The organism is Bradyrhizobium japonicum USDA 6, from assembly GCF_000284375.1.
Lineage (GTDB): Bacteria > Pseudomonadota > Alphaproteobacteria > Rhizobiales > Xanthobacteraceae > Bradyrhizobium > Bradyrhizobium japonicum.
The window spans coordinates 2,699,451-2,711,918 of sequence record NC_017249.1 but is presented as its reverse complement, the minus strand read 5'-3'; the positions used below and the strand labels follow the sequence as shown (position 1 = coordinate 2,711,918).

General features: G+C 65.6%; 15 protein-coding genes. 10 read left to right on the top strand and 5 right to left on the bottom strand.

Annotated features, from left to right (window positions below):
- Positions 1-7: 7 nt before the first annotated feature.
- From BJ6T_RS12735 to BJ6T_RS12720, 4 genes are all read right to left on the bottom strand, one after another.
- Positions 8-613 carry a K(+)-transporting ATPase subunit C gene (locus tag BJ6T_RS12735; protein WP_014492776.1) on the bottom strand — a complete coding sequence of 202 codons (606 nt, stop codon included), beginning with the start codon at positions 611-613 and terminating at the stop codon, positions 8-10.
- 57 nt (positions 614-670) lie between these two features.
- On the bottom strand, positions 671-2,785 hold the full coding sequence (kdpB, locus tag BJ6T_RS12730) for a potassium-transporting ATPase subunit KdpB (protein WP_014492775.1): 2,115 nt from the start codon (positions 2,783-2,785) through the stop codon (positions 671-673).
- Positions 2,786-2,803: 18 nt separating this feature from the next.
- Positions 2,804-4,507 (bottom strand): potassium-transporting ATPase subunit KdpA, encoded by a 1,704-nt coding sequence (gene kdpA, locus BJ6T_RS12725; protein ID WP_014492774.1) that lies wholly within the window; start codon positions 4,505-4,507, stop codon positions 2,804-2,806.
- A 112-nt stretch (positions 4,508-4,619) separates the two neighbouring features.
- Complete coding sequence (locus tag BJ6T_RS12720) at positions 4,620-4,709, bottom strand: K(+)-transporting ATPase subunit F (RefSeq protein ID WP_038965694.1); 90 nt, start codon at positions 4,707-4,709, stop codon at positions 4,620-4,622.
- A gap of 623 nt (positions 4,710-5,332) precedes the next feature.
- On the opposite strand from BJ6T_RS12720, the gene BJ6T_RS12715 reads away from it, so the two are divergent.
- The 10 genes from BJ6T_RS12715 (at position 5,333) to BJ6T_RS12675 (ending at position 11,182) form a co-directional block, all read left to right on the top strand.
- Positions 5,333-5,800, top strand: a complete 468-nt coding sequence (locus BJ6T_RS12715; RefSeq protein ID WP_014492772.1) for a hypothetical protein — start codon at positions 5,333-5,335, stop codon at positions 5,798-5,800.
- A 20-nt stretch (positions 5,801-5,820) separates the two neighbouring features.
- The gene (locus BJ6T_RS12710; RefSeq protein ID WP_014492771.1) at positions 5,821-6,099 is read left to right on the top strand and encodes a hypothetical protein; all 279 of its coding nucleotides are present in this window, start codon (positions 5,821-5,823) and stop codon (positions 6,097-6,099) included.
- A gap of 133 nt (positions 6,100-6,232) precedes the next feature.
- Positions 6,233-6,487, top strand: a complete 255-nt coding sequence (locus BJ6T_RS12705; protein WP_014492770.1) for a hypothetical protein — start codon at positions 6,233-6,235, stop codon at positions 6,485-6,487.
- Positions 6,488-6,504: 17 nt separating this feature from the next.
- Positions 6,505-7,422 carry a 4-hydroxy-tetrahydrodipicolinate synthase gene (gene dapA / locus BJ6T_RS12700; RefSeq protein WP_014492769.1) on the top strand — a complete coding sequence of 306 codons (918 nt, stop codon included), beginning with the start codon at positions 6,505-6,507 and terminating at the stop codon, positions 7,420-7,422.
- Positions 7,423-7,449: 27 nt separating this feature from the next.
- A complete protein-coding gene (locus BJ6T_RS43305) occupies positions 7,450-7,842 on the top strand; it encodes a hypothetical protein (RefSeq protein ID WP_048227957.1) in 393 nt (130 codons plus the stop codon).
- Positions 7,843-7,956: 114 nt separating this feature from the next.
- Positions 7,957-8,148, top strand: a complete 192-nt coding sequence (locus BJ6T_RS12690; protein ID WP_014492767.1) for a hypothetical protein — start codon at positions 7,957-7,959, stop codon at positions 8,146-8,148.
- A gap of 17 nt (positions 8,149-8,165) precedes the next feature.
- Positions 8,166-8,564: a hypothetical protein gene (locus BJ6T_RS12685; RefSeq protein WP_014492766.1), complete on the top strand. Its 399-nt coding sequence runs from the start codon at positions 8,166-8,168 to the stop codon at positions 8,562-8,564.
- Between the two features lie 90 nt (positions 8,565-8,654).
- Positions 8,655-8,783 (top strand): hypothetical protein, encoded by a 129-nt coding sequence (locus BJ6T_RS49115; protein ID WP_014492765.1) that lies wholly within the window; start codon positions 8,655-8,657, stop codon positions 8,781-8,783.
- Between the two features lie 158 nt (positions 8,784-8,941).
- A complete protein-coding gene (upp, locus tag BJ6T_RS12680) occupies positions 8,942-9,577 on the top strand; it encodes a uracil phosphoribosyltransferase (RefSeq protein WP_014492764.1) in 636 nt (211 codons plus the stop codon).
- A 33-nt stretch (positions 9,578-9,610) separates the two neighbouring features.
- On the top strand, positions 9,611-11,182 hold the full coding sequence (locus BJ6T_RS12675; protein WP_014492763.1) for an AMP-binding protein: 1,572 nt from the start codon (positions 9,611-9,613) through the stop codon (positions 11,180-11,182).
- 30 nt (positions 11,183-11,212) lie between these two features.
- Here BJ6T_RS12675 and BJ6T_RS12670 read toward each other — a convergent pair whose 3' ends face one another.
- Positions 11,213-12,445 (bottom strand): acetyl-CoA hydrolase/transferase family protein, encoded by a 1,233-nt coding sequence (locus tag BJ6T_RS12670; protein WP_014492762.1) that lies wholly within the window; start codon positions 12,443-12,445, stop codon positions 11,213-11,215.
- Between the last annotated feature and the right edge of the window lie 23 nt (positions 12,446-12,468).

Sequence of the window (12,468 nt, the reverse complement as noted above, 5' to 3'; positions counted from 1 at the left end):
TAGACCGCTACTTCGCGGCGGCGCGATCGAGCGCGAGGTTCAGTGCCAGAACGTTAACCCGCGGTTCGCCAATCAGGCCGAGCAAACGGCCCTGGGTGTTGGAGGCCACGAGCTGCTTGACCTGATCGTCCGGCAGATTCCGCGCCTTCGCCACCCGCGGCACCTGAAATAGCGCCGCTTCCGGCGAGATGTCCGGGTCGAGGCCGCTGGCCGAGGTGGTGACCAGGTCGACCGGCACGGCGGCGTTCGGATTCTCAGCCTTCAACTTGTCCACATCCTCCTTGAGCCGGTCAGCCAGCGCCTTGCTGGTGGGGCCAAGGTTGGAGCCGCCCGAGTTGGCCGCGTTGTAGGGCGCCGAGACCGTCTTGGTCGGATCATTCGGGTCCGGCGCCAAAGTCGCCGAAAGGCGGCCGTGGAAATATTTGTCGTCCTTGAACTCCTGTCCGATCAGGGCGGAGCCGATCACCTTGCCGTCCCGCTCGATCAGGCTGCCCTGCGCCTGTGAGGGGAAGATCGCACCGGCAATAGCGGTCATTGCGAGCGGATAGGCCAGGCCGGTGATGGCGGTGAGCACCAGCAGCAGGACGATGGCGGGGCGGATTTCTCTGAGCATGTTATGTCTCCTAAGTCCTCGTCATTGCGCGCGGCGCATCGCGCCGCGCGACGACGATCAAGCCAGATGCAAGGCGGTGACGACGAGGTCGATCGCCTTGATGCCGATGAAGGGAATGAGGATTCCACCCAGGCCGTAGATCAGCAGGTTGCGACGGAGCAACGCGCCGGCACCGACCGCGCGGTAGGCGACGCCTTTCAGCGCCAGCGGGATCAGCGCGATGATGACCAGCGCGTTGAAGATGATCGCCGACAGGATGGCGCTCTGCGGGCTCGACAGGCTCATGACGTTGAGCACGTTGAGCTGCGGGTAGAACGCCAGGAACATCGCCGGGATGATCGCAAAATACTTTGCGACGTCGTTGGCGATCGAGAACGTCGTCAGCGCACCGCGCGTCATCAGCAGCTGCTTGCCGATCTCGACCACCTCGATCAGCTTGGTCGGGTTGGAATCGAGGTCGACCATGTTGCCGGCCTCGCGGGCGGCCTGGGTACCGGTGTTCATGGCGACACCGACGTCGGCCTGCGCGAGCGCCGGCGCGTCGTTGGTGCCGTCGCCGCACATGGCGACCAGCTTGCCCTTGGCCTGCTCGTCGCGGATCAGCTTGAGCTTGTCCTCGGGCGTTGCCTGCGCGAGGAAATCATCGACGCCCGCCTCCGCCGCGATCGCAGCGGCCGTCATCGGGTTGTCGCCCGTGATCATGATGGTGCGGATGCCCATGCGGCGCAGTTCTGCGAAGCGCTCGCGGATGCCGCCCTTGACGATATCCTTGAGCTGGATCACGCCGAGCAGCTTGCCGTCCTTGGCGACAGCCAGCGGCGTACCACCCGCTTTCGAGATCTCGTCGGCGATGGCCTGGATCTCACGACCGGCGTCCGAAAGCGCGGCAGGCTGGAGAGCGCGCGCCGCGTTACCCGAAGCGACAGCCAGAGGTGCGCCGCCACCGACATAGTTTAGCATGGCATCGACCGCGCCCTTGCGCACCGACGAGCCGCCGGCATCGACGCCGCTCATGCGGGTCTGTGCCGTGAACGGAATGAAGGTGGCGCCAAGCTCGGCCATGTCCCGGCTGCGAATGGAATACTTCTCCTTCGCCAGCACGACGATGGAGCGGCCTTCCGGCGTCTCGTCGGCGAGAGAGGCGAGCTGGGCTGCGTCCGCGAGCTCCTGCTCGGTGACGCCGCGGACCGGGCGGAACGCGGTGGCCTGACGGTTGCCGAGCGTGATCGTACCGGTCTTGTCGAGCAGCAGCGTGTCGACGTCACCGGCAGCCTCGACCGCGCGGCCCGACATCGCCAGCACGTTGAAGCGGACCAGGCGGTCCATGCCGGCGATACCGATCGCCGACAGCAGCGCGCCGATCGTGGTCGGGATCAACGTCACGAACAGCGCGACCAGCACGACCACCGAGATCGAGCCGCCGGCATAAGCCGCATAGCTCGGAATGGTGACGGTGGCGAACACGAAGATGATGGTGAGGCCGGCGAGCAGGATGTTGAGCGCGATCTCGTTCGGCGTCTTCTGCCGCTCGGCGCCCTCGACCAGCTTGATCATGCGGTCGATGAAGGTCGAGCCTTGCGCGGCCGTGATGCGGACCCGGATCCAGTCGGACAGCACTTGCGTGCCGCCGGTCACGGCCGACCGATCGCCGCCGGACTCGCGGATCACGGGCGCGGACTCGCCGGTGATGGCTGCTTCGTTGACGGAAGCGACGCCTTCGATCACCTCGCCGTCGGAGGGGATGACGTCACCGGCCTCGACCAGCACGATGTCGCCGACCTTGAGGCTCGTGCCGGGCACGAGCTTGAAGGCCTGGCCGGCACCGGTCAGGAGCTTGGCCTGGCTCTCGGTGCGGGTCTTGCGCAACGATTCGGCCTGTGCCTTGCCGCGGCCTTCGGCCACCGCTTCGGCGAAGTTGGCGAACAGCACCGTGAACCAGAGCCAGAGGATGATCTGGAAGGTGAAGGCGAGATTCTCCCCGCCGGTGACGAGATCGCGCAGGAAGATCACCGTGGTGAGCGCGGCCACGACCTCGACCACGAACATCACGGGGTTCTTGATCATCAGCCGCGGGTCTAGCTTGGTGAAGGACGCGCTGATCGCGGGCAGAACGATCTTGGGATCGAGCATTGCCGACATCGGGGCACGTTTTTGCAGTTTCATCGTATCCATGGAGGTCACTCCAAACAATCAGAAGACGTTGCCGGCGTTCATCGCGAGTTGCTCGACGATCGGGCCGAGCGCGAGTGCCGGGAAGAAGGTCAGGCCGCCGATGATCAGGATCACGCCCACGACGAGGCCGACGAACAGGCCGCCGGTGGTCGGGAACGTGCCCGCCGACGGCGGGATCGACTTCTTGGCGGCCAGCGAGCCCGCAATCGCCATCGCCGGAACGATCATGAAGAAGCGGCCGACGAACATCGCGGATGCGAGGGTGAGGTTGTAGAACAACGTGTTGCCGGTGAGGCCCGCGAAGGCCGAGCCGTTGTTGCCGGTCGCCGAGGTGAAGGCATAGAGCACCTCGGTGAAGCCATGCGGGCCGGCATTTGCCATGGAGGCGACCGCCGCCGGATAGACCACGCCGACCGCGGTCCAGCCGAGATACATCAGCGGCAGCACCAGGATCGCGAGCATCGCCATCTTGACCTCGCGCGCCTCGATCTTCTTGCCGACATACTCCGGTGTGCGGCCGACCATCAGGCCGGCGACGAAGATCGCGAGCACGACGAACAGCAGCATGCCATAGAGGCCTGCGCCGACGCCGCCGACGATGATCTCGCCGAGCTGCATGTTGATCAGCGGGATCATGCCGCCGAGCGCGGTGAAGCTGTCATGCATGGCGTTGACCGCGCCGCAGGAGGCGGCCGTGGTGATCACGGCGAACAGCGAAGACGCCACGATGCCGAAGCGGACTTCCTTGCCCTCCATGTTGCCGCCGGTCAGGCCCAGCGCGTGCATCATCGAAGTGCCGTTGGCTTCCGCCCAATAGGTGACCGCGACGCCGGCGACGAACAGCACGCCCATCACGGCGAGGATCGCCCAGCCCTGGCGCTGGTTGCCGACCATGCGGCCGAACACATTGGTCATGGCCGCGCCGATCAGGAAGATCGAGAGCATCTGCACGAGGTTCGACAGCGCGGTCGGGTTCTCGAAGGGATGCGCCGCGTTGGCGTTGAAGAAGCCGCCGCCATTGGTGCCGAGCATCTTGATCGCGACCTGCGAGGCGACCGGGCCGACCGCAATGGTCTGCTTCGCGCCTTCGAGCGTCGTGGCCTCGACATAGTCGCCGAGCGTCTGCGGCATGCCCTGCGACACCAGGAACAGCGCGTAGACGACGCAGATCGGCAGCAGCACATAAAGTGTCGTGCGGGTGACGTCGACCCAGAAATTGCCGATCGTGCGCACCGAAGCACGCGAGAAGCCGCGGATCAGGGCGACCGCGAGCGCGATGCCGGTCGCCGCCGACAGGAAATTCTGGTGCGTCAGGCCGAGCATCTGCACGAGATAGGAGACCGTGCTCTCGCCGCCGTAGTTCTGCCAGTTGGTGTTGGTGATGAAGGAGATCGCCGTGTTGAACGAGAGATCTTGCGCGACAGCACCCTGCCCGGCCGGATTGAAGGGGAGAATCGCCTGCAATCGCATCACGCCGTAGATAATGAGGAAGCCGCCGACATGGAACAGCAGCATGGAGACCGTGTAGGTCACCCAGTGCTGCTCGCGCCTCTCGTCGACGCCGGAGAACCAATAGATCCCGGCCTCAATCGGGCGCAGCACCGGCGACAAGAACGTCCGCTCGCCGTTGAACACACGCGTCATGTACCAGCCGAGCGGCTTGGTCAGCGCGACGATGATGGCGCAAAAGAGAATGATCTGGAGCCAGCCGATCATAGTCATGGTATTAACCCTTTAGACTTTGTGTCCGGTGCAAGAGCGGCAGGAGCACCGCAAGGAGGCAGGCGACGAGCGCAGCGTCGGCCAGCAGCAATTCGAGAAGTAGCAGCACGGGTCAGAACCGCTCGGGCCGCAGCAGCGCGTAGGTGAGGTAGAACAGGAGGCCGAACGAGACGGCACCGGCGAGCGCATAATCGAAAATCATGGTCCGCTCCCTCACAGCCGTTCGCAGGCATAAGTGTAGCCGATCGCGAGCGCGAAGAAGCCGAAGCCCAGCGCCAGCATCAGAAAGTCCATCATGACGATACTCCTCATTACGAGACGATATCCGGCATCCGGCGTAGACTGTCTCTGGATCCCGGCGGGCCGCTTGCTGCGCGCGAACGCAAAGCATGTCCTTCGGCACCCGGCCGGGACTTTCACCGCGCTGAAGTGCCACCGCGCGCATAGGTTTTCGAGATGAGGCCTATGGCGAAGTTATAGGAATCCCATAAAGGCCGGCACGTCGTGGCCGGCCGCCATGTGGCACCGACACTGTATTCCGGGCGGTCGTTCCGAGCAGGCAGCGCAGCGACACAAACCACCATCGCTTTCACGACCGTTGTTAAGGCAGGCCATGGCCAGGGTCTTTTCAAAAAGCCCTGCTTCTATAAGTCTCGACCTTCGGCGGAGACGGCGGTTGGGGATCTGTCGCTCTTATCCGGAAGATTCCGTGCACTTATGAAATCCCTATATCTCCCGTCCCGTCCCCATCTCGTTTTCAAATGCGCTTCCAGCCATCTTGGAGAGGCCGGCCGACTGACCGACGCCAATTCCAGGAGGCCTGACATGACCGCCGCTCTTCGACGCCTTGACCCACCCTCCCTCAACCAGCGGCTTCGCGCGGCACCGGCAATGACCCGCCCGCTGATGCTCGACATCATCGATCACGCCTGCCGGCGCTTCCCGTCGCGCGGGCGGAGCGAGCGCAGTGCGCGTATCACGCGCCTGGTCGATGCCGAGGCCTGGACCGACGCCGCGCTGGCGCTGATCGAGCTCGAGCTGCCGCTGTGGCAGGTCCGTCGCATTGCCTATGACGAGGGCGAGTGGCATTGCGCGCTGTCGCGCGAGCGCGAATTGCCGGACTGGCTCGACGCCGCTGTCGAAGCCCGGCATGCCGATCTCGCGCTGGCATTGCTGTCGGCCTTCATCGAGGTGCAGGCATTGGCCGTGGAGGTATCGCGGCCGAGCGTTCCCACAGTGCGTCCCGCCCCGGACCCGCTCTATCAGCCGGTCGCGTGCGAGAATTTCAGCTAGGCCAAGCGGAGGTTCGCGCCTTGCCGCAATCTTCGGACATGTCGCGGGTCCTCAGCCCGACGCGGGTGATCGCGCGCTTTGCCGTCCGCATCGCACTGCTCGCCGCCTTTGCAGCCTTCGGCAGCGTCGGCTTTGCACGCAGCCTCTCCGCCCTGCTCTGGATGTCGATCATCCTGTGCACTCTCGCCGCCCTCGTCAGGCGCGAGCCGCTGTTCGGTGCCTTCCTCAATCATTGGGACGAGGGCGTTGCCTTCGGCGCTCTGTTCGCGCTGGTTCAGGTCGTCAACGGGCTGGCCTGAACATCAGGCTTTATGACCTTCCTATGAGATCGTCGCGCAGCCTCACTCGAAATCATATTCGCTTGAAAAGATATTGATCGGGTGGTCGCGGGACACGCACCCGCCGCCCGCGTCAATTGGAAGGAATACGAAAGTGAAACTCGTCGAACCTCCCTCGTGCAGCTCTCCCTCGACCGTCGTCTTCATCGGCCGCAACCACAGGGGACAGTGGGTCGCCCAGCAGCAGAACGGCCTCTACGGTGGCCTGTTCGTCAACCGCGCCCAGGCCATCAAATATGCGCTGTTCGAAAACGGACAGCACCCCGAGACCATCATCGAGCTGCCACGCGAGATCGAGCTCGACATGGGCAGGAAGCCCGATGCCGCCGCTCCCAAGCGCGCCGCCTGAGCTCCTCGGTAAAAAACATGTTCATCCCGCCCTCCGCCTGGTTCACCGGGTTCATACCGGACCTGCCGACGCCGTTCGATTCGGCCGACGCGATCGACCTGAAGGCGTTCGCCGCGCTCTGCGAGCGTCAGATCGCAGCCGGCGTGCCTGCACTGGTGGTGTGCGAGACCGCCGGCGAGGCACCGACGCTCTCGCCGGCCGAGCAGGCGCTGATCATCCGCACCGCGGTCGATGTCGCGCGTGGCCGCGTGCGGATCATTGCCGGCGCCGTCTCCAATTCAACGGGCCACGCCATCGAACTCGCGCGGCGCGCGGAAGCCGCCGGCGCCGATGCCGTGATGTCCGTGGTGCCCGCCTACAACAGGCCGATGCAGGAAGGAATGCTCGCGCACTTCCGCGCCATTGCCGGCGCGATCGGCCTGCCCGTGATCCTGCACGACGCACCCTCCCGCACGCTGCGCCCGCTCGCCGACGAGACGCTTCTGCGTCTCGTCGAATCGCGCCAGTTCGTGGGCCTGCGCGATGCGAGCGGCGATATCACCCGTCCGATGCGCCTGTCCCGCCACCTGCCTGCCGGCTTTCGCTGTCTATCCGGCGACGACACCACCGCCTTCGGCTTCATCGCGGACGGCGGCGATGGCGCGATCTCGGAGATTGCCAACGTCGCGCCGGATCTCTGCCGCACGATTTTTTCACATGTCAGGCAGGGCCGGCTGCAATCCGCCCGCTACCTCGACAGGAGGCTGATGCCGCTCATCGCATGTCTCGCCAAGGAGAGCCCGGCCGCACTTAAATGTGCACTCGGCGTGCTTGGCCTGATGTCGCCTGCCACAAGACTTCCGATCGTTCCGCTGGACGCAGCCGCGCAGAGGGAAGTGGTACGCGCATTCGCCGCGATCGCCGACGAGGAGCTGATCGACGGTGTCAGTGCCTGACGCGTCGCACGGCATTCGGGTATCCCCATGCGGCAATCAATCGAAGGGCCTCACAGGCTGCTCCGCGCCTGGCAGTTGGCGCTGCTACGCTTCGCCGTAACGCGGGAAGATTGCGACCGGCTGAATGTCGCCGCGCTCGCCGGCGAACTCGATCGTCTCGGCCGCCGCAACACCGACTGTTCCTGTCACTTCTTCCGTCGATCCAGCTCCCGGCTCTGCGCGGCCATCGATGGACAGCGCGAGGACGCCGAAGCTGTTCTGGGTCGCTTCTGCGAACAAATTGACGAGGCGCGGTTGCGGCTCGCCTTTGCGGCAGCCCTGGGAATCGCTGCTTCGCGCCCTGCTCCATCCGAACTTCGCCGCAAGCGGAGCCCGGACCTCTTCAGAGGACTGCCATCGCGACGGACGGCTTCCTTATGAGATTCCTATGCCGCGAGCCCGGCGCTCATCTCGCAATCATACGCGCTCATGGCCATCATTCGAGACAGATTGCGGCGGCCTCGGCCACCGCCATGCCGACGAAGGAATGCAGACATGTCGATGCTGACACAAGGCGTTGAGCGCCCTCTTGGCTGGGCCGAACGCCCCGCACGGATCTCGCCGGAGCGCAAGGCCCAGCTCAAGCGCCTCGCGCTCAGCGCGCTGACCCTGCTCTCGATGGGCAGCGTGCTGACGGCGCTGATCGCGCTGAAGACCGCGATCTATGTCTGGCATCTCCACGCCTGACGGCATGGGAGACCATCATGACCTTGCAGATGTGTGAGGAAGCCGCCATGGCCGCGATTGCCCTTCAAGCCACGCGTCGCCAGCCCGAGCGACCGACCATGGCCGCGTCCGCGGCGGGGCTTGGACCGATCGACCCGGATGTCATAAGCACCGCCATCCCCGCCTTCTTCATCGGGCGCAACGGCGCCGGCCTCTGGGTCGCGCGCGAGGCGCATGGGCGCATCGGCGGTCTGTTCCTGTTCAGGAGTTCCGCGGTCGATTTCGCCAACCGGCAGAGTGGCCTCGCAAGATGCGCGCTGGTGTTTCCCGTCGAGACCTTCGAGCTCGATATCGAGAACCGCGGCAATCCGCTGATTGCGCTGGCGGAGGGCGCGAGGCGGCTCCTGGTCCGCGCGGCGACATGGCTGCGGACATGATCGAGCTCAAGATCGCCATCCTGCTTGCGGTGATGGGTGCATTGCTCCTCGGCCTGCGCATCGGCGTCGCGCCCGCCACGGACAAGTAGCATGCAGCTCCTCAAGGGAAATCTGGAGCAGGCGGTCACGACGACGATCCTGACCATGACGCTGAGCCTGGTCTGGGGCGCGATCCTGACAATCGTGATCACGCTCGTGGCACGCGGGCTGGGAGTTTAGAACCCGGCAGATCGATGGAGCGTGAATTGACCATGGCTGCCTACGAGGCGAGCAGCCGGGTGTGCGGCGCCGTCGCGATGCCCGCCTGAGGCCGCGTATCCCCGCGAAAAGATCTGGCCGATCTGGCGCAATTTCACGGAACCGTGTAGAGCGGTTTCATGAGCACAAGCAGCGTCAACGTCGTCGCCCACCCCCTGGTCCAGCACAAGCTCTCCCTGATGCGGGAGAAGGACCGCTCGACCAAGAGTTTTCGCGAGATCCTGAACGAGATCGGGATGCTGCTCGGCTACGAGGTGACGCGCGATCTGCCTTTGGAGCTGGTGGAGATCGAGACGCCGATCTCGCCGATGCGGGCGCCGAAGATCGCCGGCAAGAAGCTCACGCTCGCGCCGATCCTGCGCGCCGGCGTCGGCTTCCTCGACGGCATGCTGGCGCTGATGCCCTCGGCGCGCATCGCCCATATCGGCCTCTACCGCGACCCCGAGACATTGCAGGCGGTGGAATATTACTTCAAGGCGCCGCAGGACCTGTCCGACCGCACAGTGATCCTGATGGACCCGATGCTGGCGACCGGCAACTCGGCCTGCGCCGGTGCCTCCCTGCTCAAGGCGCGCGGGGCCCGCGACATCCGCTTCGTCTGCCTTCTGGCCGCGCCCGAAGGCATCGCGCAGTTCCAGAGCGAGCATCCCGACGTGCCGGTCTGGACCGCCGCGATCGACGAGCGGCTCAACGACCACGGCTACATCGTGCCGGGCCTGGGCGATGCCGGCGACCGGATGTTCGGCACCAAGTAGACAGGTCTGCGCGATCGGGTTAGTCCGGTTGCCATGAGCGTCAGCCAATTCTCGCTTCAATCGCTGATCGGCACTGAAGGCGCCGAGCCCGCCTTCGTGTTTGACGGCAGGCCGGTCTCGCGCGCGGAATTCTCCGGGAAGGTCGAGCAGACCGCCGCATGGCTTACGGCGCAAGGCATCGGCCAGGGCGACGTGGTCGCGGCGTGGCTGGTCAACCGGGTCGAATGGATCGCACTGCTGTTCGCCGCCGCCCGCCGTGGTGCGATCGTCGCCGCGGTTAATACCCGCTACCGCAGTGCGGAAGTCGGCCATCTGCTCAAGGTGTCCGGCGCCAAGCTCATGGTGGTCGAGGCTGCGTTCCGTTCGATCGATTTTGCCGCCATCCTCGCCGAGATCAGCAGGGACGAAGTGCCTGCGCTGCAAAGGCTCGCGGTGGTCGGCGGGGATGCGATTGCCGCACATTGGCCCTGTGTGCGCTTCGATGCGTTCGAGACGTCCTATCCGCCTGCGCCGTCGGCGCAGGACGATGTCGATCAGCCGGTGTTGCTCTACACGACATCGGGCACAACCAAAGGGCCGAAGCTCGTCGCGCATTCGCAGCGGACGCTCGCCACCCACGCCGCCTCCGTCGCCGAGGCGCTCAAACTCTCGCCACGGCGCCATTCGCTGCTGGCCATGCTGCCGTTCTGCGGCACCTTCGGCATGACCAGCCTGCTCGGCTTCATCGCAGCCGGCGCGACCATCCATGTGCTCGATGCTTTCGAGGCGGCATCGGCGTTGAAGGTCCTTGGCGAACACAAGATCACGCACGCCTTCGGCTCCGACGAGATGTTCCGCCGCATCCTCGCGCTCGCCGACACACCACGGCCATTCCCGCGTCTCGAAGTCTGCGGCTTCGCTGCGTTCCAACCCGGCTGGCGCGAGCTCGCCGCGGAGGCTGAGGCGCGCGGCATGCCGCTGTTCGGCCTCTACGGTTCGAGCGAGGTGCAGGCGCTGTTCTCGATCGCCCGCCCCGATGATGCCTTCGCCGATCGCATCGACGGCGGCGGCCGGCCGATGTCTCCCGATGCGAAGGTGCGCGTGCGCGATACCGAGACCGGGGAGCTGGCGGCGCAAGGCGTCTCCGGCGAGATCGAGATCAGCGCGCCCTCGCGCTTTCTCGGCTATTTCAACAACCCGGATGCGACGCGCGATGCGATCACCGCCGACGGCTTCTTCCGCACCGGCGATATCGGCCGCCTGCGCGGCGACGGCGCTTTCGTCTACGAGACCCGCGCGGGAGATGCGATGCGGCTCGGCGGCTTCCTGGTTGCGCCCGGCGAGATCGAGGACGAGCTCAAAGCCTGCACGGGGGTTGCCGACGCCCAAGTTGTCGCGGTCGATCTCAAGGGTCAGGCGCGCTGCGTCGCCTTCGTGATTCCGGCCGAGGAGCCGCCGCAGCAGGAGATGCTGGTGGCGCGCCTGCGCGAGCGGCTCGCCGGCTACAAGGTGCCGGCACGAATTTATATCGTCGACGCTTTCCCGGTCACCGACAGCGCCAACGGTGTGAAAATCCAGCGCGCCCGGCTTCGCGCCATGGCGATGGAACGGATCGCCGCCGAATAGGCCGGCCTGTTTCAGATAGATCGCGAGATTCTAGAGCGCGGCGCGAAGCTGCGCCGACAGCGCATCGCGGTGCCCGGGCGCCGCGATCGCGATCATGCGGCGTGCACGCTCGGCAAGCCCGCAGCCGCGCAACTCCGCAACGCCCCATTCGGTCACGATGGCATCGACATCGGCCCGCGGCGTCGTCACGGTCTCCACGTTGGCGACAATGCGGCTGGTCCCGTCGGACGCCGTCGCCGGCAGCGCGATGATCGCCCTGCCGCCGGGCGATGCATTGGCACCGCGCACGAAATCGAGCTGCCCGCCGATGGCGCCGATCGCGACGCCGTTCAGCGTTTCGGAGTTCACGCTGCCGTCGAGCCCGACCTGGAGCGCCGAGTTGATCGCGACCAGCCGGTTGATCCGCGCCAGCACGTTCTGGCCGTGCGTGTACAACGTCGGTCGCACCGAAACCGCCTTGTTCTCGTGCACGAAGCGATAGAGCCGCTTCGTGCCGATCACCTGGTTCGTCACCGTGATTCCGGCGTCGATCCCCTTCTGCGCATTCGTCACCGCGCCGCGCTCGATCAGATCGACGACCGCGTCGTTGATCAGGCCGGAATGGACGCCGAGATTGCGCCCATGCGACAGCGAGGACAGGATCGCATCCGGAATGCGGCCGACCCCGAACTGAAGCGTGCTGCCGTCGTCGATCAGGCTCGCCGCATGTGACGCGATTTTTCGTGAGATGTCATCCAGCGGTGCCGGCGGCAGTTCGACGGGCGGACGGCGAGCGGCGACCCGCCGATGGATCGGCGCGTCCGCAGGCCATTCCGCGCCAAACGTCCAAGGCGCATCGGGATTGATCTCGGCGATGACGACGCGCGCGCGCCGTGCGGCATCGATGACATAATCGTTGGAGAGGCTCGCACTCAATCGACCATCGCCGGACTCGGCGAGTTGCACCAGCACCACATCCGCACGGTGGCGCCGTGAGGCGAAATCGGCGCAGAAGGCGCTGTAATTGCTCGGGACCACGTCGAGCCGCCCTGCTTTCGCAAGCCGCCTCGCATTGCCGATCACGCCATAGCTCTGGAACGAGATGCTGGGCGCGCACGCGGCGGAAAACGTGTCGGAGAACATCGGACCGACCATCATGCGGAACGCCGGCAGATGCGCGGCTTGCGCGACCAGCGCTTCGGTCAGGGTGACCGGCTCAGCCGTTGCCTGCCCGCATACGACGCGGTCGCCCTCCCGGATCAGGCCGGAGAAGTCGAGGTTCATTGGCGTCCCCGCTAAGCGATCCG

Coding starts and splice junctions, on each gene's coding strand:
- BJ6T_RS12735 (WP_014492776.1), bottom strand. CDS start 613: ATGCTCAGAGAAATCCGCCCCGCCATCGTCCTGCTGCTGGTGCTCACC.
- kdpB (WP_014492775.1), bottom strand. CDS start 2,785: ATGGATACGATGAAACTGCAAAAACGTGCCCCGATGTCGGCAATGCTC.
- kdpA (WP_014492774.1), bottom strand. CDS start 4,507: ATGACTATGATCGGCTGGCTCCAGATCATTCTCTTTTGCGCCATCATC.
- BJ6T_RS12720 (WP_038965694.1), bottom strand. CDS start 4,709: ATGATTTTCGATTATGCGCTCGCCGGTGCCGTCTCGTTCGGCCTCCTG.
- BJ6T_RS12715 (WP_014492772.1), top strand. CDS start 5,333: ATGACCGCCGCTCTTCGACGCCTTGACCCACCCTCCCTCAACCAGCGG.
- dapA (WP_014492769.1), top strand. CDS start 6,505: ATGTTCATCCCGCCCTCCGCCTGGTTCACCGGGTTCATACCGGACCTG.
- BJ6T_RS43305 (WP_048227957.1), top strand. CDS start 7,450: ATGCGGCAATCAATCGAAGGGCCTCACAGGCTGCTCCGCGCCTGGCAG.
- BJ6T_RS12690 (WP_014492767.1), top strand. CDS start 7,957: ATGTCGATGCTGACACAAGGCGTTGAGCGCCCTCTTGGCTGGGCCGAA.
- BJ6T_RS12685 (WP_014492766.1), top strand. CDS start 8,166: ATGACCTTGCAGATGTGTGAGGAAGCCGCCATGGCCGCGATTGCCCTT.
- BJ6T_RS49115 (WP_014492765.1), top strand. CDS start 8,655: ATGCAGCTCCTCAAGGGAAATCTGGAGCAGGCGGTCACGACGACGATC.
- upp (WP_014492764.1), top strand. CDS start 8,942: ATGAGCACAAGCAGCGTCAACGTCGTCGCCCACCCCCTGGTCCAGCAC.
- BJ6T_RS12675 (WP_014492763.1), top strand. CDS start 9,611: ATGAGCGTCAGCCAATTCTCGCTTCAATCGCTGATCGGCACTGAAGGC.
- BJ6T_RS12670 (WP_014492762.1), bottom strand. CDS start 12,445: ATGAACCTCGACTTCTCCGGCCTGATCCGGGAGGGCGACCGCGTCGTA.